This window comes from Amphibacillus sediminis NBRC 103570, assembly GCF_001552275.1.
In the GTDB taxonomy this organism is placed as follows: Bacteria; Bacillota; Bacilli; order Bacillales; family Amphibacillaceae; genus Amphibacillus_B; species Amphibacillus_B sediminis.
In genome coordinates this window covers 38571-59785 of sequence record NZ_BCQW01000009.1, presented here as the reverse complement: position 1 = coordinate 59785, position 21215 = coordinate 38571, and the positions used below count along the sequence as shown (strand labels likewise).

Annotated in this window: 17 protein-coding genes and 1 other RNA gene; 12 read left to right on the top strand and 6 right to left on the bottom strand. The window is 38.1% G+C overall.

Annotated elements, in window-relative coordinates; all coding sequences use genetic code 11:
* Window positions 1-36 precede the first annotated feature (36 nt).
* From ASE01S_RS07685 to eno, 4 genes are read left to right on the top strand one after another with little or no spacing between them, the layout of a single operon-like run.
* Entirely contained in the window at window positions 37-1227 is a 1191-nt protein-coding gene (locus ASE01S_RS07685; RefSeq protein WP_067840645.1) for a phosphoglycerate kinase, read from the top strand.
* Window positions 1228-1265: 38 nt separating this feature from the next.
* On the top strand, window positions 1266-2021 hold the full coding sequence (gene tpiA / locus ASE01S_RS07680) for a triose-phosphate isomerase (RefSeq protein WP_067840643.1): 756 nt from the start codon (window positions 1266-1268) through the stop codon (window positions 2019-2021).
* Window positions 2021-3556 carry a 2,3-bisphosphoglycerate-independent phosphoglycerate mutase gene (gpmI, locus tag ASE01S_RS07675; RefSeq protein WP_067840641.1) on the top strand — a complete coding sequence of 512 codons (1536 nt, stop codon included), beginning with the start codon at window positions 2021-2023 and terminating at the stop codon, window positions 3554-3556. Before tpiA ends, gpmI begins: the two co-directional genes overlap by 1 nt.
* A gap of 54 nt (window positions 3557-3610) precedes the next feature.
* On the top strand, window positions 3611-4897 hold the full coding sequence (gene eno, locus ASE01S_RS07670; RefSeq protein WP_067840639.1) for a phosphopyruvate hydratase: 1287 nt from the start codon (window positions 3611-3613) through the stop codon (window positions 4895-4897).
* Between the two features lie 449 nt (window positions 4898-5346).
* On the opposite strand, the gene ptsP is transcribed toward eno, so the two are convergent.
* The 4 genes from ptsP to ASE01S_RS07645 form a co-directional block, all read right to left on the bottom strand.
* The gene (gene ptsP, locus ASE01S_RS07660; RefSeq protein ID WP_067840636.1) at window positions 5347-7062 is read right to left on the bottom strand and encodes a phosphoenolpyruvate--protein phosphotransferase; all 1716 of its coding nucleotides are present in this window, start codon (window positions 7060-7062) and stop codon (window positions 5347-5349) included.
* Between the two features lie 6 nt (window positions 7063-7068).
* A complete protein-coding gene (locus ASE01S_RS07655) occupies window positions 7069-7338 on the bottom strand; it encodes a phosphocarrier protein HPr (protein WP_067840635.1) in 270 nt (89 codons plus the stop codon).
* A 239-nt stretch (window positions 7339-7577) separates the two neighbouring features.
* Window positions 7578-8489 carry a 1-phosphofructokinase gene (pfkB, locus tag ASE01S_RS07650; RefSeq protein ID WP_067840633.1) on the bottom strand — a complete coding sequence of 304 codons (912 nt, stop codon included), beginning with the start codon at window positions 8487-8489 and terminating at the stop codon, window positions 7578-7580.
* A complete protein-coding gene (locus tag ASE01S_RS07645; protein ID WP_067840631.1) occupies window positions 8486-9238 on the bottom strand; it encodes a DeoR/GlpR family DNA-binding transcription regulator in 753 nt (250 codons plus the stop codon). The genes pfkB and ASE01S_RS07645 overlap by 4 nt, the downstream gene beginning before the upstream one ends.
* 251 nt (window positions 9239-9489) lie before the next feature.
* On the opposite strand from ASE01S_RS07645, the gene secG reads away from it, so the two are divergent.
* The 3 genes from secG (at window position 9490) to rnr (ending at window position 13166) form a co-directional block, all read left to right on the top strand.
* Window positions 9490-9717, top strand: a complete 228-nt coding sequence (gene secG, locus ASE01S_RS07640; protein WP_067840629.1) for a preprotein translocase subunit SecG — start codon at window positions 9490-9492, stop codon at window positions 9715-9717.
* 358 nt (window positions 9718-10075) lie between these two features.
* Window positions 10076-10819 (top strand): alpha/beta hydrolase, encoded by a 744-nt coding sequence (locus ASE01S_RS07635; protein WP_067840628.1) that lies wholly within the window; start codon window positions 10076-10078, stop codon window positions 10817-10819.
* Between the two features lie 40 nt (window positions 10820-10859).
* Window positions 10860-13166, top strand: a complete 2307-nt coding sequence (gene rnr / locus ASE01S_RS07630) for a ribonuclease R (RefSeq protein ID WP_067840626.1) — start codon at window positions 10860-10862, stop codon at window positions 13164-13166.
* 513 nt (window positions 13167-13679) lie between these two features.
* Here rnr and ASE01S_RS07625 read toward each other — a convergent pair.
* Complete coding sequence (locus tag ASE01S_RS07625) at window positions 13680-14525, bottom strand: GNAT family N-acetyltransferase (protein ID WP_067840624.1); 846 nt, start codon at window positions 14523-14525, stop codon at window positions 13680-13682.
* Between the two features lie 218 nt (window positions 14526-14743).
* Here ASE01S_RS07625 and smpB point away from each other — a divergent pair, with 218 nt between their 5' ends.
* From smpB to ASE01S_RS07605, 4 genes are all read left to right on the top strand, one after another.
* Entirely contained in the window at window positions 14744-15205 is a 462-nt protein-coding gene (smpB, locus tag ASE01S_RS07620) for an SsrA-binding protein SmpB (RefSeq protein WP_067840622.1), read from the top strand.
* A 108-nt stretch (window positions 15206-15313) separates the two neighbouring features.
* Window positions 15314-15675: a transfer-messenger RNA gene (ssrA, locus tag ASE01S_RS07615) on the top strand.
* 520 nt (window positions 15676-16195) lie between these two features.
* A complete protein-coding gene (locus tag ASE01S_RS07610) occupies window positions 16196-16753 on the top strand; it encodes a hypothetical protein (RefSeq protein ID WP_067840621.1) in 558 nt (185 codons plus the stop codon).
* A gap of 939 nt (window positions 16754-17692) precedes the next feature.
* Window positions 17693-18646: an RNA polymerase sigma factor gene (locus tag ASE01S_RS07605; RefSeq protein WP_067840620.1), complete on the top strand. Its 954-nt coding sequence runs from the start codon at window positions 17693-17695 to the stop codon at window positions 18644-18646.
* Between the two features lie 522 nt (window positions 18647-19168).
* On the opposite strand, the gene ASE01S_RS07600 is transcribed toward ASE01S_RS07605, so the two are convergent.
* A complete protein-coding gene (locus tag ASE01S_RS07600; protein ID WP_067840619.1) occupies window positions 19169-19798 on the bottom strand; it encodes a YczE/YyaS/YitT family protein in 630 nt (209 codons plus the stop codon).
* A 534-nt stretch (window positions 19799-20332) separates the two neighbouring features.
* Between ASE01S_RS07600 and ASE01S_RS07595 the strand changes: the two genes are divergently transcribed.
* Complete coding sequence (locus tag ASE01S_RS07595; RefSeq protein ID WP_067840618.1) at window positions 20333-21154, top strand: PRD domain-containing protein; 822 nt, start codon at window positions 20333-20335, stop codon at window positions 21152-21154.
* Window positions 21155-21215 lie beyond the last annotated feature (61 nt).

Genomic DNA, 21215 nt, shown 5'->3' with positions numbered 1-21215 from the left:
TTTTCTATGTAAATTTGATAAATGGAGGATTATAACATGGCAAAAAAGATCGTAACCGATTTAGATGTAACAGCTAAAAAAGTTCTTGTTCGTGCAGACTTTAATGTCCCAATGAAAGATGGCAAGATTACGAATGATGATCGTATTGTTCAAGCCCTTCCAACCATTAAGCATTTAATAAGTGAAGGTGCAAAAGTGATTCTTTTCTCACACCTAGGGCGTGTAAAAGAAGAAGCAGATAAAGAAGGTAAATCACTTCAACCCGTAGCCAACCGTTTGGCTGAATTACTCGGACAAGAGGTAACCTTTGTTGGTGAAACACGTGGTGAGAAGCTTGAAAACGCAATTGACGCTTTGGGCAATGGCGATGTTTTAATGTTCGAAAACACACGTTTTGAAGATGTTGATGGGAAGAAAGAGAGTAAAAATGATCCTGAACTTGGTAAGTATTGGGCAAGTTTAGGGGACTTATTTGTTAACGATGCGTTTGGAACAGCACATCGTGCCCATGCTTCAAACGTAGGAATTGCTTCTAACCTTGAATCAGCTGCAGGCTTCTTAATGGAAAAGGAAATTAAGTTTATTGGTGAATCAGTTGATAACCCAGTTCGTCCATTTGTTGCGATTCTTGGTGGTGCTAAAGTAAGTGATAAGATCGGTGTGATCGAAAATCTACTTGAAAAAGCTGATAAAGTTATCATCGGTGGTGGTATGTCTTATACCTTCTTTAAAGCACAAGGAAAAGAAATTGGGACTTCTCTATTAGAAGCAGATAAAGTAGAACTTGCTAGAGATTTATTAGAGCGTGCAAACGGTAAGATTATTTTACCGGTTGATGCAACAATTAATAAGGAATTTTCTAACGAAGGCGATATTAATGTCGTGTCAGTTGATCAAATACCAGCAGATCAAATGGGTCTAGATATTGGGCCTGAATCTATCAAACAGTTTGAGCAAGAACTAGCTGGAGCAAAAACAGTTGTTTGGAATGGCCCAATGGGTGTTTTTGAAATGTCTAACTTTGCTAAAGGTACGATCGGCGTTTGTGAGGCGATCGCGAATTTAGACGATGCGACAACCATTATTGGTGGTGGAGATTCAGCTGCTGCAGCGATGCAATTAGGCTTTGCAGAGAAATTCTCACATATTTCTACTGGTGGTGGAGCATCATTAGAATACTTAGAAGGCAAAGAATTACCTGGCTTAGCTGCGATTAGTGATAAATAATACAGCATCAAAAAACCAGGCAAGAAAGGGAGCAGATTATGCGTAAACCAATTATTGCAGGAAACTGGAAAATGAATAAAGTATTGGCAGAGGCAGAAGCGTTTGTGGCTAATACAAAGGATAAAGTACCGTCACAGGATAAGGTTGATTCAATTGTATGTGCCCCGTTTCCATATTTACACACATTAGTTGCTAAAACAGCAGGAACTGACCTTGCTATTGCTGCACAAAATATGCACTATGAAGCAAATGGTGCTTTTACTGGAGAAGTAAGCCCAGCTATGCTTAAAGATCTAGGTGTTAAGTATGTCGTCTTAGGCCACTCTGAACGCCGTGAATACTTTGCTGAAACAGATGAAACAGTCAATAAAAAAGCTCATGCTGCTTTTGAATATGGTCTTACACCCATTATCTGTGTAGGTGAGACACTCGAACAGCGTGAAGCTAATCAAACAATGGATTTAGTTGCTGATCAGGTTAAAAAAGCGTTAGCTGGTCTAACAGAAGACCAGGTTAAGGCAGCTGTCATTGCGTATGAACCCATTTGGGCAATTGGAACAGGTAAAACAGCTACCTCAGAGCAAGCTAACGAAGTTTGTACACATGTACGTAAAACTGTTGCTGAAGCTGTCTCTACTGATGCAGCAGAGGCTGTTCGTATTCAATATGGTGGTAGTGTTAAACCTGATAACATTGATGAGTTACTAGCACAATCTGATATTGATGGTGCGTTAGTTGGTGGTGCTAGCTTAGAAGCTGATTCATTCCTTAAATTAGTGGAGGCTGGTGCATAATGAGTCAAGACAAACTAGCAGCTTTAATTATATTAGATGGCTTTGCTCTTCGTGATGAGGAAAAAGGTAATGCGGTTAAACAAGCAAATACGCCTAATTTTGATCGGTATTGGAATAGCTATCCACACAATCAATTAATTGCTTCAGGTGAAGCAGTCGGATTACCCGATGGACAAATGGGTAATTCTGAGGTTGGTCATCTAAATATCGGAGCAGGACGGATTGTCTATCAAAGTTTAACCCGTGTGAACCTATCCATTCGTGAAGGCGACTTTTTCACAAATGAACAATTAGTTAATGCTGTTGAACATGCCTTAGCGAAAAATAAGGCATTACACATTTTCGGCTTGTTATCAGATGGCGGTGTACATAGCCATATTGAACATTTATATGCCCTATTAAAATTAGCAAAAGACAAAGGACTTAACAACGTGTATGTTCATGGCTTTTTGGATGGCCGTGATGTTGGTCAAAAGTCAGCTAAACAATATATCAAGGCAGCGCAAGCTAAGATGGATGAATTAGGTGTTGGTCAATTTGCAACCATTTCTGGTCGTTACTATGCAATGGATCGTGACAAACGTTGGGATCGTGTTCAAAAAGCGTACGACGCAATGGTATATGGGAAAGGACCAAAAGCTAAGGATCCGTTAGCAGTTGTCGATGCAGCATATGCTGAAGATATTTATGATGAGTTTGTCATACCAACCGTTATTGTTGACGAAAATGACGAGCCGGTGGCAAAGGTACAATCAGATGATGCTATCATCTTCTTTAACTTCCGCCCAGACCGTGCCATTCAAATGTCACAAGCATTCGCCAATAACGATTTCTCTGAGTTTAATCGTGGCGAGGCAGCACCAGAGGATATTTTCTTCGTTTGTATGATGAAGTATAGTGATACAGTTAATGGGAAGATTGCTTTTCCTCCAGCTGAACTGATCAATACTGTCGGTGAGGTCTTGGCTAATAACGGATTGAACCAACTTCGTATTGCTGAAACAGAAAAATATCCACATGTCACCTTCTTTATGAGTGGTGGACGTGAGCAAGAATTTGAGGGTGAAAAGCGCATTTTAATTAATTCACCAAAGGTGGCAACATATGACTTAAAACCTGAAATGAGTGCTTACGAGGTCACAGATGCGTTATTAGAGGAATTGGATCAAGGTCATCAAAATGCGATTATTTTGAACTTTGCCAATCCAGATATGGTTGGGCACTCAGGGATGCTTGAGCCGACGATTAAAGCCATTGAGGCTGTTGATGAGTGTTTAGGTAAGATTGTAGATAAGATCATTGAAAAAGGTGGTCAAGCGATTATTACCGCTGATCATGGTAATTCAGATGAAGTGATCACTCCAGATGGCAAGCCTATGACTGCTCATACGACAAATCCAGTTCCCGTTATTGTTACTAAAGAGGGAATTGAGTTACGTGATGGCGGTATTCTAGGTGATTTAGCGCCAACACTTCTTGATCTATTAAATGTTGACAAACCAACTGAAATGACTGGTCAATCATTAATTAAATAAAACTGTGGCTTAGGCCCGTTTTATAAACTATTTTTTAAAAAGGAGACGAAAACTATGCCATACATTACTGATGTTTATGCACGCGAAGTTATGGACTCTCGTGGTAACCCAACAGTTGAGGTAGAAATTTATACAGAATCAGGTGCGTTTGGTCGCGCATTAGTACCAAGTGGTGCTTCTACTGGTGAACATGAAGCGGTAGAATTACGAGATGGTGACAAAGACCGTTATCTAGGTAAAGGTGTACTTAAAGCTGTCGAAAATGTAAATGATGTTATTGCACCAGAACTTCTTGGTTTTGATGTAACACGTCAAGTTGTTATCGATCAATTATTATTAGAATTAGATGGCACACCAAACAAAGGTAAATTAGGTGCTAACGCTATTTTAGGTGTATCAATGGCGGTTGCTCATGCTGCTGCTGACCATTTAGGTGTACCATTATACACTTATTTAGGTGGATTCAATGCCACAACTCTTCCAACACCAATGATGAATATTCTAAATGGTGGTGAGCATGCGGATAATAATGTTGATATCCAAGAATTTATGATTATGCCTGTTGGTGCTTCAACATTTAAAGAGGCATTACGTATGGGTGCTGAAGTATTCCACAACTTGAAGAAAGTTTTATCTTCTAAAGGATATAATACGGGTGTTGGTGATGAAGGTGGTTTCGCACCAAACTTAAAATCAAACGAAGAAGCACTTTCAACTATTATTGAAGCCATTGAAGCTGCTGGTTACAAGCCGGGTGAAGAAGTTAAATTGGCAATGGACGTTGCATCTTCGGAGTTCTATGAGGATGGTAAATACAACCTTAAAGGTGAAGGTGTTGTGCGTACATCTGAAGAAATGGTTGAATGGTTCGAAGAAATGGTTAATAAATACCCAATCATCTCAATTGAAGATGGTTTAGATGAAAACGACTGGGAAGGTCATAAATTATTAACAGAGCGCCTTGGCGACCGTGTTCAATTAGTAGGTGATGACTTGTTCGTTACCAACACAGAACGTTTGGCACAAGGTATCGAACAAGGCGTTGGCAACTCAATCTTGGTTAAGGTTAATCAAATTGGTACGCTTACTGAAACATTTGAAGCCATTGAAATGGCTAAACGTGCTGGTTACACAGCTGTTATCTCTCACCGTTCAGGTGAAACAGAGGATGCAACAATTGCAGATATTGCTGTGGCAACTAATGCAGGTCAAATTAAAACTGGTGCACCTTCACGTACTGACCGTGTTGCAAAGTACAACCAATTACTTCGTATTGAAGACGAGCTAGTAGAAACAGCTAAATATGCTGGTAAAACTGCATTCTACAACTTAAATAAATAAGCAGTTTAAAACTCCTAATCGGCATGTAAGCCACCGATTAGGAGTTTTTTAACGTTACGAGTTTGTGAAATTGTGAAATTGAGTAGCGATTGGCTAGCACCTTTCCATTATCTCTTGATAAAGGAAACGTACTTGTCATACACTCATGATGTTAAAAACTGCTCGATACTCCAGATCAAACCTGAGCTCTCTATGATGGGGAAAAGAACTGTATGTCTTGCCAATATATTGAAGGTGTCCTAACGTATATACCTTCAACTGCTTGTGGGTGCTGTGGGGAAAAACGAAGACTTTGTCGAATATAAAACGGCACTCAACGATCCTAAATACTTGCTAATCAACCGCGAAACCCATAACTATATTGGAGTTCCGAGCCTGATTAATAGTAATATAATTTTAAATAAAAAAAAGCCCTATTGCGTCAAATTTCAACACAAAGGACTTGAAAATTATTGATTTGTTTTTTCACGGATAAATGCTTCAACTTCATCAGCAGTAGACATACTTAACAACTGATCTTTATATGAAGCCATTTCTTCTTTAGACAAACCTTTGATTTGTGTACGTGCTGGTAAGATTGATGTTGCACTCATACTAAATTCATCAAGACCAAGACCAAGTAGAATTGGAATAGCGATTGAATCACCAGCCATCTCGCCACACATACCAGCCCATTTACCTTCAGCGTGTGCTGCCTCAATCACATTATTGACCAGGTTTAGAATTGCTGGATGGTATGGTTGATATAAGTATGAAACACGTTCATTCATACGGTCTGCAGCCATGGTGTATTGAATTAAATCGTTTGTTCCAATACTGAAGAAGTCAACCTCTTTAGCAAATTGACGTGCAATAACGGCTGTTGATGGAATTTCTACCATGATACCGATTTCGATATCGTCAGACACGTCAATGCCTTCAGCTTTTAGGTTTTCTTTCTCTTCAAGTAGTAGAGCCTTTGCTTGACGGAATTCATTTAATGTCGCAATCATCGGGAACATAATCTTAAGATTACCGTAAGTACTTGCACGTAGAAGCGCCCGTAATTGAGTTCGGAAGATATCATCACGCTCTAGACAAAGACGCACAGCGCGGAAGCCTAAAAACGGATTCATTTCCTTAGGTAAGTCTAAGTAGCTAAGTTCCTTATCGCCGCCGATATCTAATGTACGAACGACAACAGGCTTATCACCCATTTGCTCTAAAACAGATTTATATGCCTCAAATTGCTGGTCTTCAGTCGGAAAATCACTGTTACCCATGTATAAGAACTCTGTACGGTATAAACCGACACCTTCGCCACCATTGTTTAATACACCAATAACATCATCAGGTGTTCCAATATTAGCTACGAGCTCCACATGGCTACCATCTTTTGAAACGGTAGGTTCGTCTTTTAATTGAGCCCAGATTTCTTTTTGTTTAGCAAAGTCTGCTTGTTTCTCTTTATACTGAGCGAGTAAATCTTCGTTAGGGTTAACAATAACCTCTCCGTCAATACCATCAACAACAACTAAATCGCCATCACTAATTTCAGCTGTAACTGATTTTGTTCCAACAACAGCAGGAATTTCTAAAGAGCGAGCCATGATAGCGGAGTGAGACGTACGTCCTCCGATATTTGTGGTAAACCCTTTAACGAATTGCTTATTTAATTGTGCTGTATCAGATGGTGTCAAATCCTCAGCAATAATGACCACTTCTTCATCAATTAATGCTGGATCTGGGAACGATACCTTTAATAGGTGTGCCATGACACGCTTAGTCACATCTTGGATATCTGCAGCACGCTCACGCATGTATTCATTATCCATGCCTTTAAACATATCAATAAACATGTTAGCTACTTGATCAAGTGCTGCTTCCGCATTAACGCTTTCATTCTTGATCTTATCGGTCATAGGTGTAATCATTTCAGGATCACTTAAAACAAGTAGATGGGCTGAAAAAATTTCTGCATGCTCATCACCAAGTGTTTGACGAGCATTCTCTTTAATTTTTTCCAGCTCTTTCTTTGAAGTATCAAGAGCATCTTGTAGGCGTTGCACCTCACTGTCAACATCATCAACTTTTATTGTTTCAAACGACAAATCAGGTGCTTCTAGTGTGTACGCTTTCGCAATCGCCACACCATTTGATGCTGCAATCCCTGTTAGTTTTGTCATACGGTTTTACTCTCCTAATCCTTCTTGCTTAATGACTTCGTAAATTGCATTAACAGCTTCTTGCTCATCAGAACCTTCTGCAATGATTTTAATCACAGCGTCTTTAGGAATACCTAATGACATAACGCCCATGATTGATTTTAAGTTCACAGATTTACCGTTATATTCAACGGTTACATCTGATGAGAAACTACCTGCTTTGTTTACGAGTACAGTTGCAGGTCGTGCATGAACCCCTGTTGAATCTGTGATTGTTACTGTTTTTTCTGCTGCCATAATAAAACCCCTCCTATAAAATTAAAAATGTTGAGCAATATTCAGTATACCATAATCTTAATTTTACTTTGTTTTATAGTCATATTTCAAGTCTTTAGCGCAAAAACAACGTAAAACTATCGGTTATCCTTTCCACCTTAGTGAAAAATATTAACCTGTATTATAGTATACGCCTTTAATACAATATCATCTAAACGAAAACAAGTCCAATCCCTTTTTTTCCTAAACAATACTTCTCATCAGGATTGAGATATATCTATCAACGGTATAAGCGCTTCCAGATCTTTTTTTTCTGCTAGATCAGAGTTGAAGGCTGTTGCACTTCCACTTGCAATTGCATATCGAAATGCCTCCTTATTAGATAGACCTGTTACCAGACCTGCCAAAAAGCCCGCAACGGTCGAATCGCCTGCACCTACTGTATTCTGAACTTGCCCTTTTGGAACATTGGCTGTTAAAGTCATCTGATCATTTAAATAAATCGCTCCAGCGCCTCCCATGGATATAATCACGTGCGTTATCCCTTGCTTTTGTAATTTGCGACCATAATAAATGGCATCTTTAGTAGATTGAATCTTTACACCAAATAATTCACCGAGTTCATGGTGATTGGGTTTGATCAAAAATAAGGGGATTCCGATAAGAGCTTTTAAAGAAGCACTAGATGTATCAGCAACCACTCGAATATTCTGTTGAGCACACTGCTCTGCAATTGTGGCATAAAAGTTATCCGGAATTGAAGAAGGTAGACTTCCGGCGAGCACTAATGTACTCTCTTTTGGTATTGTCTTAATTTGCTTAACCAGCAAAGCTAAATTTTCATCTGTAATTGTTGGACCTGGTCCGTTGATTTCCGTTTCCTTAGTTGTTTTTAATTTCAAATTAATACGCGTTTCTTGATCAATTTTTATAAAGTCGGTTTTTATCCCTTCATTTAAAAGTGCTTGTTCGATAAAATGACCAGTGAAGCCACCGATAAAGCCAAGAGCTGTATTGGCAATATCTAGGCGTTTTAAGATTCGAGACACATTAATGCCTTTTCCACCCGGATAGTAAGCAGGTTTTTCGCCTCGGTTTAAACCACCATATTCAAATGGGTTAACATAAATAACGTAATCAATTGAAGGGTTAACGGTACAAGTATAAATCACGCTGTCACAACCTTTATATCAGTTTGTTCTCTTAATTTGTTTTCCAAGTCAGCAGGGATAGAATCAATGATTAAAGTGGCCTGAGCAAGCTCAGCTATTTTGGCAAAGCTCCTTTGATTGAGCTTGGAATGATCAGCTACAATAAAACTTTGACTTCCCTGCGTGATAGCGGCACTTTTAACTGAAGCCTCTTCGGGATCAGGTGTCGAATAGCCAAAGCTTGGATCGATTGCATTAGTTCCAATAAAAACTTTATCAAAGTGATAGAGCTTTAAATTATGAAGTGCTTGAGAACCAATAATAGCTCGTGTAGTATGTTTGATTAATCCCCCTAGTAAGAAAGATTTGATTTGATACTGATTGAGTAATTCTAAATGTGTCAGTCCGTTTGTTACCACGGTAACATTTAGTGTTTCTAAGTGTGGAATGATTTCATAGGTTGTCGTTCCGGCATCCAGATAAATACAATCATGTGGCCGAATTAATGCTGCAGCCAATTGAGCAATTTGTTTTTTTTCCTCAACATACTTATCTGTCTTTTCTCGGTATGAGAGCTCCTGTCGTGCTGATTGAATTGCCGTTGCACCACCATGCACTCTAGCTAGCTTTTGTTTGGTCTCGAGTTCACTAAGATCTCGCCTTATCGTTGATTCTGAAACATTAGTGAGTTCAACTAGTTCCTGAATGGTAACAAGCTGCTTTTGTTTAATTAATTCAATAATTAAAGCATGGCGTTTAGGTGTAAGCATGGCCAAACCTCCTTATGTATAATTTTCAATGGTGATCTATTATCTTCATAATAAGCGACTTATCGCCGGAAATCAATCAAAAACAATCAAAAACAGTCATATCCGGTTAATTTATTTACTAAAAAACGTTTGTCACAAAATTAACTTGCAGGCTTAGTTAGACTTATGCTACATTAATAGTAGTGTTTTCTGTACTTGTACAGTTGAAAAGGGTTTTTGGCGTTAAGCTTGTATAGGAGGTGGGCGCAACCATGCAAGGTGTTGCGATTTCATTATTAGTTATTACTTCAGTTATTTTAATTATTCTTGTTGTGATGCAATCTGGAAAAAGTGAAGGTTTAGGAGCCATTTCAGGTGGCGCTGAACAATTGTTTGGTAAGAAGAAAGCTAGAGGTATTGATGCTGTTTTACAACGTGCTACGATTATTGCCTCAATTGTTTTCTTTTTGTTAACATTTGCACTTGCTTATATTATTTAAACACGTTAAACCCTCTCATAAGGTTGTGCTTATTGAGAGGGTTTTTGTTGTTTACAGCGTTATGTTTGTGTCCAAAATGAGTATACAAATCGAGCTGTATTCGAAACGATGTTCCTAACTATTAGTTGTTTTTGTACAAATCATGCTATTGATCAACAACCATGCAGGTTTAGGTTTAATTTGTTAAGATTAAGCCAATCTTAAAACAACTATTTATTTTAAAAGAGAAAGCATTCAAAAATCAATCGTAAATGACAGGAGACCCAAAATCCAGTTTGTTTGCTTTTAGGCTAACAGCTGCTGTCTCAGCTTACAAAGCTGACATTTTGAACACGTATTATGTGAAGGGATGATTAACATGAAAATACAAGCACCACAACCATTTATGTTTAAAGAAGGGGAAAGAGCGGTATTATTGTTACATGGCTTTACTGGACATAGTGCAGATATGCGTATGCTGGGGCGTTTTTTACAAAAAAAAGGCTACACCTCATATGGACCGATTTATCGTGGCCATGGACAAGCACCAGAAGATTTACTATCTGGAGGAGCTGATGCTTGGTGGGAAGATGTTCAAGCTGCTTATCGTGAATTAAAGGAATTAGGCTATGCTAAAGTTGCTGTGATTGGCTTATCACTTGGCGGTGTACTCGCTCTTAAGCTTGCTTATTCAGAGCCGGTAGTAGGTGTATCGACAATGTGTTCACCAATGTTCTTTGACAATCAGGAACAGCTTAGTAAAGGATTTCGTCATTATGCGAGTCAATATAAAAAAGTTGAAGGTAAGTCCACTGAGCAAGTAAATCAGGAAGTCGACCAGCTTGTTATTGATGCTCAACCGTTGTTTAATGATCTTGCCCGTTTAATTCAAGAGGTAAATGGGCAAATTGATCATATCTATACACCAGCTTTAGTTATTCAAGCAAAGGATGATCAGATGATAAATCCTGACAGTGCCAACTATATTTATCAGTCCATTGAAAGTGACGACAAGGCGATTAAATGGTATGAGGATGCAGGACATGCGATTACCCTTGGTCCTAAAAAGGAAGCAGTCCATCAGGATATCGATCAATTTTTAGAATCATTAAATTGGGACTAACAAATAATAAGAATAGATTAGATAGAAAGAAGGTGAAGCTATGCAACAAATAAAAGAGCAAATCATGACGTATTTTCATGAATATGCCGAGAAGCCGTTAAAAGTCGAGGAAATTGAGCAAGGCTTAGCATTAAATGGTGACCCAGAGTCCTTTAAAGAGTTAGTTAAGGCATTAAATGCACTAGAAGATGAAGGACAACTATTATTAACACGAAAAAATCGTTATCTTTTACCTGAGCGAATGGGGTTAGTTAAAGGTCGAATCCAAATGCATAAAAAGGGCTTTGCTTTCCTTATTTCTGATGATGAAGAGCAAGCGGATGTTTACATTAATCCAAGTGACTTAAAAGGTGCTATGAATCATGATCGGGTACTTGTAAGGATTGAAACAGCTGCCGTTGGTGATCGACGTGTGGAAGGTGTAGTAGAACGTATTATTGAACGGAATTCAACTCGGATCATCGGTACCTATGAGGATAAGGGAAGCTTTGGATTTGTCATTGCAGATGATAAACGAATTCCAAACGATATCTTCATCAAAAAGGCGGATAGCTTAGGTGCAGTAACTGGACACAAAGTGATTGTGAACCTAACGAAGTTTCCTGAGGGATTGATGTCAGCAGAGGGTGAGGTCATTGAAATTTTAGGTCATCAAAATGACCCAGGAATGGACATCATCTCAATCATTCATAAACATAATATTAACATTGATTTTCCAGATGAAGTGATGGAGCAGGCTAAGCAAATACCAGAGCAGATCGACCAATCTGAACTTAAGAACCGTCGTGACTTGCGTGATAAGTCAATCGTTACAATCGACGGAGCAGATGCAAAGGATTTGGATGATGCTGTGTATGTGGAGAAGCTTAGTAATGGAAATTATCAATTAGGTGTCTACATTGCTGATGTATCTTATTATGTTGAAGAAAACTCACCGATTGATGAAGAGGCGTATGCACGTGGTACGAGTGTTTACTTAGTTGATCGCGTTATTCCCATGATTCCACACCGCCTTTCTAACGGTATCTGCTCATTAAACCCTCACGTTGATCGATTGACCATTGGATGTGAGATGGAAATCAATCAGCAGGGAGAGGTGGTCAATCATGAGATCTTTCCAAGTGTCATTAATACAGATGCCCGCATGACTTATCAAGAAGTGAATCAGATTTTAGTTGATCAAGATGCTGAGCTACGTGAACAATATCAAGCCTTAGTTCCCATGTTTGAGACAATGGAACAGCTTGCTTCAATTTTAAGGGAAAAACGCTTTAGTCGTGGAGCGATTGATTTTGATTTTAAGGAAGCTAAGGTACTTGTAGATGAATCAGGTCATCCACAAGATGTGGTCATACGAGAGCGCTCTGTTTCAGAACGATTAATTGAGGAATTTATGCTGGCAGCTAATGAAACGATAGCTGAACATTTCCATTGGTTAGATTTACCGTTTATTCATCGCATTCATGAAGACCCAGATGACGGAAAGTTGCAGAAATTCTTTGAATTCATTGGGCAGTTTGGTTATCGTGTCAAAGGAACGGCTAATGATATCCACCCTCAAGCTTTACAGCAGGTATTAGATCAAGTAAGAGGCGAACAGGAAGAAATGGTGATTTCCAAATTAATGCTGCGGTCAATGAAACAAGCGAAATATGACCCTCACAGCGTTGGCCATTTTGGTTTAGCGACGGAATTCTATACCCATTTTACCTCGCCAATTAGGCGTTATCCAGATTTGATTGTTCATCGGCTTATTCGTACCTATTTGTTTGAGGGGAAAGTGGACCATCAAACGCAGAGCTATTGGAAGGATAAGCTTGGCGAGATAGCGAAACACACATCAGAGCGCGAACGCATCGCGGTTGATGCTGAGCGTGAAACGGATGATTTGAAAAAAGCAGAATTTATGCAAGACAAAATTGGTGAAGAATTTGATGGCGTGATCAGCTCTGTCACCAATTTCGGCCTTTTTGTTGAGCTGGAAAATACGGTCGAAGGATTAGTTCATGTTAGTGATTTAACCGATGATTATTATTATTTTGATGAGCGTAGCTACGCTATGATTGGTGAAAGAACCGGTAATATCTTTCGTATCGGTGACACCCTTACTGTTCGTGTGGCGGCTGTCGATTTAACTGAGCAATCGATTGATTTTGAGATTGTTGGGATGAAGAAAAGGGCAAAGCGAGTTAGCCCGGAGAATCAACAAAAGCATAACGTAGTAAATGGAAAAAACGGTAAGAAAAAAGATCCGAAAACAAAAGCCATACTAAAGAAAAAAGGAAAGCGTAAAGCTAAAGGGAAGGTAACACCCCCAAAAGCATTAAAAAAGAAACGTAAAAAATAAGGGAAGCATACAGAACCCAGTCAGTCAATAATTTCAGTAAATCAGATCACTAAAAGTGCGTATTGGTCAAATAAGTGATAGATGGCTCATTTAATGAAGGATGGATGAAAAGAAGAGCTTGCTCTAAGACCATTTTATCGCAGTGTAACTGGCTGGGGTTGCGATTACTCGCCCCATCGAAGGGCTTTTCTAAGGCCTCCCGCTTCAAGAAATAAGTGCTAAGTGGGAGATCCAACAGCCAGTAATAGCCCGATTGGTTCAACTAACGTTTAGTGGGGAGAGAGAAAGCTCACTAATTTCGCGACGTGGTGACGCAACGTCTGCACGAGCAAATCTTATGCGTCGAACCCCTTACTAAACGAAGTTTCACTTTATAACTCAAAACGTCAACATGATCATACTTATATCGTCATGTTGACGTTTTGCTACCAGGTGCATATTTCCTCTTTTAAGTACATTTGCTTGGCTACTGTACCACTTGTGACGTAAGCTGCTTCATGTAGATTACAATCTTTAACGGATCTTTCTCCCATAAAGCACCCAACCATCTGATACCTCAAAAGCCGCTAAGTTTGGAATACGCTGATACGCCTTTGGAGAAAAATCAAAATAAGGCTTACGTTCTTCTGACTGTCGACTAAGATAAGCATCAATAGTCTCAAATAACCCGGCTTGCTCAAAATAATCATCCCAAAAATAACGAACATGGGCATAGGCTTCCTGTTTAAAGTCGTTTGAAATAAGAAGCCAACGATCCTTGCTATAATTGTGATAAAAATATGTTTCTGCTAGTTTTTGATCAGTTAGAAGATCAGTGCGGTAGGGAAACGGGTAATAACATTCATAAGGATAGACATCCAGTACAGTTTCTGCAAGAGTTGCTAAAATAGAACGTTTCTCTTCAAGAGAATGTACCTGATCCCACACTTTACCCTGTGCAGACTGGATTAAGCTTCTATCTTTCATAGGTAAATTATAAAATGTTTTAATCTCCTGAAAGCCTAATTTATCTAGCACGCGTCGAGCAGAATCATTATGAATATTGGTATATCCTCCGACCCATCGGATGTTCGGATTTATTTCTAATTCAGCAATAATCGCCAGCAATAACTGTGTCGCATGGCCTTTACCTTGATAGCGAATATCACTCCGTAAACGTCCAAGCATGGCATAACCACCAGGGAAAATGCTATAACCAGCAACTGAAACAAGTTGATTCTGTTGATAAAGACCAAATAAGGCATGATCAGGTGGCGTGACTAATCGTTCAAACACATCTATGATATAATCTCCTTCGATGCCAGTTTGCATTAATTTATAGGTAGCTAAGTCTCGTATCGATAATCGTTTTATTTGCATACTCGTCAAACTCCTTACCAAAAATCAGACGACCTTATCATCGCACACATTTATTTGCTTTGTCTAGATAAAAACATAGCTTCCTATCGGAAAAGATCTAGTGAACGTTAGGAATGGATTATTTTGATAGAATTTGGATTAAAATCGTAAAATTCTTTGTCATTAATCCATCAACCTGTTAAAATGAAGAATGCGTTAGTATGAGAGGAGTGAAGCACATGCCGAAAGGAACTGGCAAGGTTATTGCCCAAAATAAAAAAGCTTCTCACGATTTTTTTATTGAAGAAACCATTGAAGCTGGCATTGTGTTAAAAGGTACTGAGATAAAGTCGATTCGTGCAGGTCGAGTTAACTTAAAGGATAGCTTCGCACGTGTTGAACATGGTGAAGTATTTTTACACAACATGCATATCTCACCTTATGAGCAAGGGAATCGGTATAATCATGAACCGACGCGGACAAGAAAACTATTATTGCACAGAAAGCAAATCAACAAGTTTATTGGTGAGACACAACAATCCGGTTACTCGCTTGTACCGATTAAACTTTATTTAAAAAATGGAGTAGCCAAAATTTTAATTGGCTTAGGAAAAGGGAAAAAGAAATATGATAAACGTGAAGACCTTAAGCAGAAGCAAGCCAAGCGAGATGTTGACCGTGCTTTGAAAGAGCGCTATTAGTAGGTATAGCTTGATTATTTAGCGGTATTTGTTATAATAATAGTAGTGTTTTTAACAAAATAAGAACAGGGCTTAATAGTCCCTACTTCGTTTTGTTCCTTTTAACAAGGGGACGTTACGGATTCGACAGGGGTAGATTGAGCTCAAGTTGCGTGTCGAGGTTACGACTCGTTAACCGTTACCCGCCAATAATAACTGGCAAACAAAACAATTACTCTTTAGCAGCTGCTTAAGCAGCCCTAAAGGATCCTTCTTTGTATCGCCCGTGTGCAGAGTATAGGGTCTCAACTTAAGCGGGATATGCTAGCATCCACCGTCTGAGGATGTTTAGCAGAGACTAATCAGACTAGCTGCTAGGCCGCCTGTTGATTGGCATAATAGTAAGTGAACACTTAATAAATCAACTACACACGTAGAGGCTTGAGTGCCAATATCTTTGGACGTGGGTTCGACTCCCACCGTCTCCATTTTATGTAATCTGGTACCTTCGGGTTAAAAGTTCGGAATCGTTGATACAACAACGTTTCTGAACTTTTTTTGTTTTTAAAGAATCAGAAACTTATCGATCCCTCTTGTTTTTTTTTTGAATTTTTTATAACTTACAGGTAGTAGGTGACTGCCTCACAGGTATTAATGGTAACAGAATCAATATTTTTTAGCAGGCAGTTCAATTTATCTTTACTATGGAGTTAAGTTAAGAGATAGTAAACAGAGGGGATATAAGGTTTCCAATCCTCTTAATAAGTTTTATCTTCTTATTAGCTATCTTTAAATTCTTTTGACTTGACTATTGGCAGAATAATAGTGGAGAGACTGTATTGTTGATGGTATGGCATGAACTGTTTTAAAGCGAGCTCTATAAATTGAACGATCTGCGTTCCTTGTGCCGGGAGTCTTCATGCATAATCTAGATAAAGATAATAAACGTTAGTGTAAACTACAGTATCAAACTGTAACTAAATAAGATTAATAAAAAAGGAAGGGTTATCTATGACAAAGTGGAAGTGGGTAATGATCGTCACCTTAATAACCTTAATGGGTTGTCAATCAAATGATGTAGAGCAATCACCTGTTGAAATTAGTGATCAAGTAATCACAGATCAAGTAAATAATGAAGATATTGAACTTGTCCAATCACTAGAAAATAAGCTGGTTCCACCAAAATTTGTTATTACAGATTTTGCTATCGATTATTTAGAGGAAGAGCAAGAGCTTCTTTTTAACATGGATTACGAAATTGATCCGGAGCTATATAATATATTAACTGAAGGTAACCAAGAGATGCATTTTATCCTTGAATACCCTGAGAATATCATAGATCTTCTCCAGCAAACACATAGTGATGCAGTTATTGCTGAAACACCATCAAACGATAACTCAAAATATCAAGTGACTTTTATTCTAGAAATAGCATTGACTGAAGCTGAACTAAATGAAATTAATGACAATATCTCCAACTTTAATTTGTTAATAGCGGATAGAGATAAGGATATAATCGCACAATTTATTGATATATATGGCTTTAATCAATACAGAAACAATGAATAATAAAAGCGGATCTTGATGATGATTACTAGTTTCTCTCTATTCCATTAGAAAGGAAGGACAGAGCGACTATCAATCTTGAATCACCTGCACCGTCTATTTTGTAATGACATCATGAATAGTCAATTCGACTAAAAATGGAAATGACCATCATTTGCGAACAAGACGCCATACCTTTATCGCAGTGTAACTGGCTGGGGCTGCGATTACTCGCCCCATCGAAGGGCTTTTGTAAGCCGATCACTTCAAGAACTAAGGGAGCCCGTCATGCCTAAGTGGGAGATCCAACAGCCAGTAACGGCCCGATTCAGTGGGGGAGAGAGGAGCTGACTAAGTTCGTGATGTCGTATCGCAACGTCTGAACGAGCACATCTTATGTGTCGTCCCCCACTGAACGAAGTTTAACTTTATCGCTTACTTTTTATTTTTTTATATAACAATTCTATTAATTCTCAAAAAACTAGAACAACTAGACTTCCAGCAATGATTAAAATTGTATCTAAGAATATAGGGTTAAAAAAGTAATAAATCAGTCCCATAATAATACTTGTAAGTAATATTGACATGGTTTTTTTCATAAAAAGCTCTCTTTCTATAATCATTTTTTTATTTAGCACAACAAAAATAACGCTTACTCTGATTTTATCTGTTTTTACATAAAAATACCATATTTTTTTAAAAAAGAGCTTTTTCTATAAGAAAAGCCCTTACGTTTAGTCAACATGCTCATGCTGATTGGACTATCCTATCTAGCTATTCAGCGCTATCATCTTAATATGCTCTTAAAGTAGATTAACTAGGTTTGCTAAAAAGGCAATGTACGATCTTAACCTATGTTCAAGCTTTAATTTGTAATAATAAATTTTTAAATTTTCACCGTATCTTTTCAGCCAATTGTTGTGTCTTTATCAGTGAAAGAAAATAATAGGAAGGACTGTTCTTATGGAAAAAATACCGGAACTACAAGATTTAGAAAGGGAAGCATGGCAATTAAAGAAGCAATTTTTAAAGGTGATTGAGCCATACCGTACAGAGTTATGGCGATATTGTCATTACCTGACCAACTCACCATGGGACGCAGAAGACCTTGCTCAGGAAACCTTGATGAAAGCATTTGCTTCACTAGGTCAGATTTGGCAACCTTTAAAGCCGAAAAATTATCTTTTCCGGATTGCAACGAATACTTGGATTAATCAGTACAGAAAGAAAAAAATAGAGGAAATAGCATGGCATGATGATATGACAGATCAAGCCGCTTCGATTAAATTTGATGTAACGGAATCAATTGAAACTCTTGTTCATAACTTACCTTTACGTCAAGTTGTGGTGATCATACTTATTGATGTGTTTGATTTTACAGCAAAGGAAACTGCTGAGCTGATTTCTTCAACGGAAGGTGCGGTTAAAGCAGCATTACATCGAGCACGATATAAATTGCAAAGCATATCAAAAGCTACGCCTCCAATTCCAGACAATCCAATTAAACAAGCAACCGATACCGATTCACTTGTGATCAATGCGTTTGTCAATGCTTTTAATGCGCGAAATCCGAATGCAATGGCTGCGCTACTCGATGAGAACGCATACCATGATATTATCCACGTCGGGCAAGAACTTGGCAAAGACATTATTCAGAAGTATTCGATCACGGATGAGTTTAAAGATCCAACGATTGAGCAACAGCATGCGGAGGTTAGGAAGTTATGGGGAAGAACAGTTGTAGCTATTTTAATTAAGCAAAACGATGAGCTACAATTAAATGATATTATTTATCTTAAAACAGAACAAGATCGGATCGTATTTTTTAGCCACTATTACTTCTGTCAAGACTTTTTAGAAGAAGCAGCAAACGCATTTAACATCCCCGTTCAAAAAGATAAGAACTATATGATGTGATCAAATTTAAGCATCGATTTATCGCAGTGTAACTGGCTGGGGCTGCGATTACTCGCCCCATCGAAGGGCTTTTGTAAGCCTCCCAGTTCAAGAAATAAGGGAACATGTCGTGTCTAAGTGGGCGATCCAACAGTAGTAACGACCCGATTAGTTCAACTAACGTTCAGTGGGGGATGGAAAACCCCCCACTGAACGAAGTTTCGCTTTATTTTAAAAAAGTTAACGAGCTAGTCTACATGGTGAAGAATTGACTTTAAGAAAAGAAAGTATAGTTAGATAGATGAGATCTGAACGCTAATATCTTTTTTACCGCTTAGGCAAAATCCTACGCTTTCCACAGGCGTGGCTTCAGCTTACTGGGTGAAAAAGATCGCTTCCCTCAGTGGATCTTCAGCTCATGCTATTCCTGTGTAGGAGTTTACGTATTTTGCCTACGCTGAGTCAAATTGTTCGGATCCTCATTCTCCCTTTTTAACTTTGCCCCAGCCCCTTGCTTTAAGCTTTTCGTCTATAGCTTAATTTTTAGGTGTTATCTGACTGAATCCCCCATTCTTCTTGGTCGTTTAATAAACGATTAAAATAACGGTAATTTAATTGGATTGCCGGACCAATAAATAGTGCGATAAAAACAGTACCTAATGAAACAGGTCCCTTAAATAACCATGCTAAAATTAGGGCAGAGAACTCTGAAATAAATCGAGCCAATCCGATACTAATGTTCAACCGTTGATTTAAGGCAAGCATCAGTTTATCAAAAGGATTTGTCGCAAACCGTGCCTGTAAATAGATACCTGATCCAACCGGAATAAGAATAAAACCAATGGCGAATAGTAAAACCTTGGGAAACCACCCTGTTAATTGGATCGGATCTAAAAGGAGATACAAGGCAAAATCGATCACATTACCTAAAATAAATACAGTTAAAAAAGCACTAAAGTCAGGCCTTTCCATCCCAATCCAAGCATTGAGCATAATGATGATTAATCCGATTAACCAAACCCAGGTTCCTGTCGTCAACCCAATCCGATGACTTAACCCAACATATAGGGCATCCCAAGCCCCAGCCCCAAGATCTGCTTTAATAATACTGGCGACACCACTACCAATTAAAAAGATACCAATAAAATAGATAAAACCACGTTTTAGAAACACTTAATATCCCCCATCTTTTGAACATGGCTCCATCTTAACACAGCTGTTTAACTTTTTTCCATATTTATAAATGATCAAAAAACATTTAAATAGCAATCTATTTGATTTGGCGATTTGCTTAGAATTAACTTACTCTCACCACTTTAAATGAAATTCGGAGAACAGAGACGATAAAAATACGGAAAAGTGGCGGTACAAATAGCAATCCAAGTAAAAATGTTAATATTGGTGTTGGGTTCTTGAACAATGGAGTGTAACGACGGATGCTAGGGCACCCTGAGATGGAAATCACGTGATAGTATAAAAATGCACAAAAAAAGAGTGCCAGAAATATTGATCTGATAAGGGACTGAGAAAACCTTGATACAAATTACATAAAAACGCTTACAAGAATTTTTTAATAATGCTATAATTTCCGTAATTGAAAGAGTAGTGACTGACTAGATCAGGCTATATCTGTTTAGATTATTTCGGATGGCTCCGAGATATATTTAAAAGGTGTAGTGTGGTTTTTTTTTGGAGGTGATTGATTTAGTGAAGATTAAGAAAATTCTAAACAACAATGCTATACTTGTTTCCGATAAAAAGATAGAAAAGATTTGGATTGGAAACGGGATTGGTTTTCAGAAAAAACCAGGGCAAATTATCGATCAAACTGATAGTAAAATAGATAAAATATTCACGCTCCATCAAAAAAATGAGATCGACAAATTGACTACTATTCTGGATACGATCCCAATTAACTATTTATTAATCGCAGATGATATTGTTAAGTTAGCTAAAGAGCATGTTTCTTATGATCTGGCTGAAACGATTTATGCCTCGCTAGCAGATCACATCTATAATTTAGAAAAATTATATAAAGAAGGTTTTAAACTAGGTAATAGATTGACTTGGGAAATAAAGCGGTTTTATCCGAATGAATTTTCAATTGGGAAGAAAGCGCTTAAGATTATTGATGAAAAGTTGGGAATTTCCTTTAATGATTTTGAAGCTGGGAACATTGCCATGCATTTAATAAACGCCAAGGTGGAAGCGGATGCAGAATACGAAGATCTTGAAAAGATTTTAACCAAAATCAATGACATCGTTTCAATTATCCGAATGCATAATCGTGTTGAAGTAGATGAGGAGTCGTTTGCGTTTGAAAGATTTGTAACACATATGCGATTTTTTTTCAAACGAGTTGAGCGACAGGTGATGGGTAATAAGAGTAACCCACTTCTTATACATGCTGTGCAAAAATATTCTGAAGCTTACGATACGGTCAAGCTGATTGAGAAATATTTAGAAGTTACCTTACAAGATGATGAGCAATTATATCTTACATTGCATATACAAAAATTAATCGAATAGGCGTTACTGTTCAATCAGGCGAGACTATTTACCTCTCTTAGTTATGAAGAAAGGTGAATGG

Bases quoted from the DNA above. Each gene is read 5' to 3' on its own strand.
- ASE01S_RS07605 (WP_067840620.1), top strand. From the start codon at position 17,693: ATGGAAAAAATACCGGAACTACAAGATTTAGAAAGGGAAGCATGGCAA.
- tpiA (WP_067840643.1), top strand. From the start codon at position 1,266: ATGCGTAAACCAATTATTGCAGGAAACTGGAAAATGAATAAAGTATTG.
- ASE01S_RS07635 (WP_067840628.1), top strand. From the start codon at position 10,076: ATGAAAATACAAGCACCACAACCATTTATGTTTAAAGAAGGGGAAAGA.
- rnr (WP_067840626.1), top strand. From the start codon at position 10,860: ATGCAACAAATAAAAGAGCAAATCATGACGTATTTTCATGAATATGCC.
- secG (WP_067840629.1), top strand. From the start codon at position 9,490: ATGCAAGGTGTTGCGATTTCATTATTAGTTATTACTTCAGTTATTTTA.
- gpmI (WP_067840641.1), top strand. From the start codon at position 2,021: ATGAGTCAAGACAAACTAGCAGCTTTAATTATATTAGATGGCTTTGCT.
- ASE01S_RS07610 (WP_067840621.1), top strand. From the start codon at position 16,196: ATGACAAAGTGGAAGTGGGTAATGATCGTCACCTTAATAACCTTAATG.
- smpB (WP_067840622.1), top strand. From the start codon at position 14,744: ATGCCGAAAGGAACTGGCAAGGTTATTGCCCAAAATAAAAAAGCTTCT.
- eno (WP_067840639.1), top strand. From the start codon at position 3,611: ATGCCATACATTACTGATGTTTATGCACGCGAAGTTATGGACTCTCGT.
- ASE01S_RS07655 (WP_067840635.1), bottom strand. From the start codon at position 7,338: ATGGCAGCAGAAAAAACAGTAACAATCACAGATTCAACAGGGGTTCAT.
- ptsP (WP_067840636.1), bottom strand. From the start codon at position 7,062: ATGACAAAACTAACAGGGATTGCAGCATCAAATGGTGTGGCGATTGCG.
- ASE01S_RS07645 (WP_067840631.1), bottom strand. From the start codon at position 9,238: ATGCTTACACCTAAACGCCATGCTTTAATTATTGAATTAATTAAACAA.
- ASE01S_RS07685 (WP_067840645.1), top strand. From the start codon at position 37: ATGGCAAAAAAGATCGTAACCGATTTAGATGTAACAGCTAAAAAAGTT.
- ASE01S_RS07625 (WP_067840624.1), bottom strand. From the start codon at position 14,525: ATGCAAATAAAACGATTATCGATACGAGACTTAGCTACCTATAAATTA.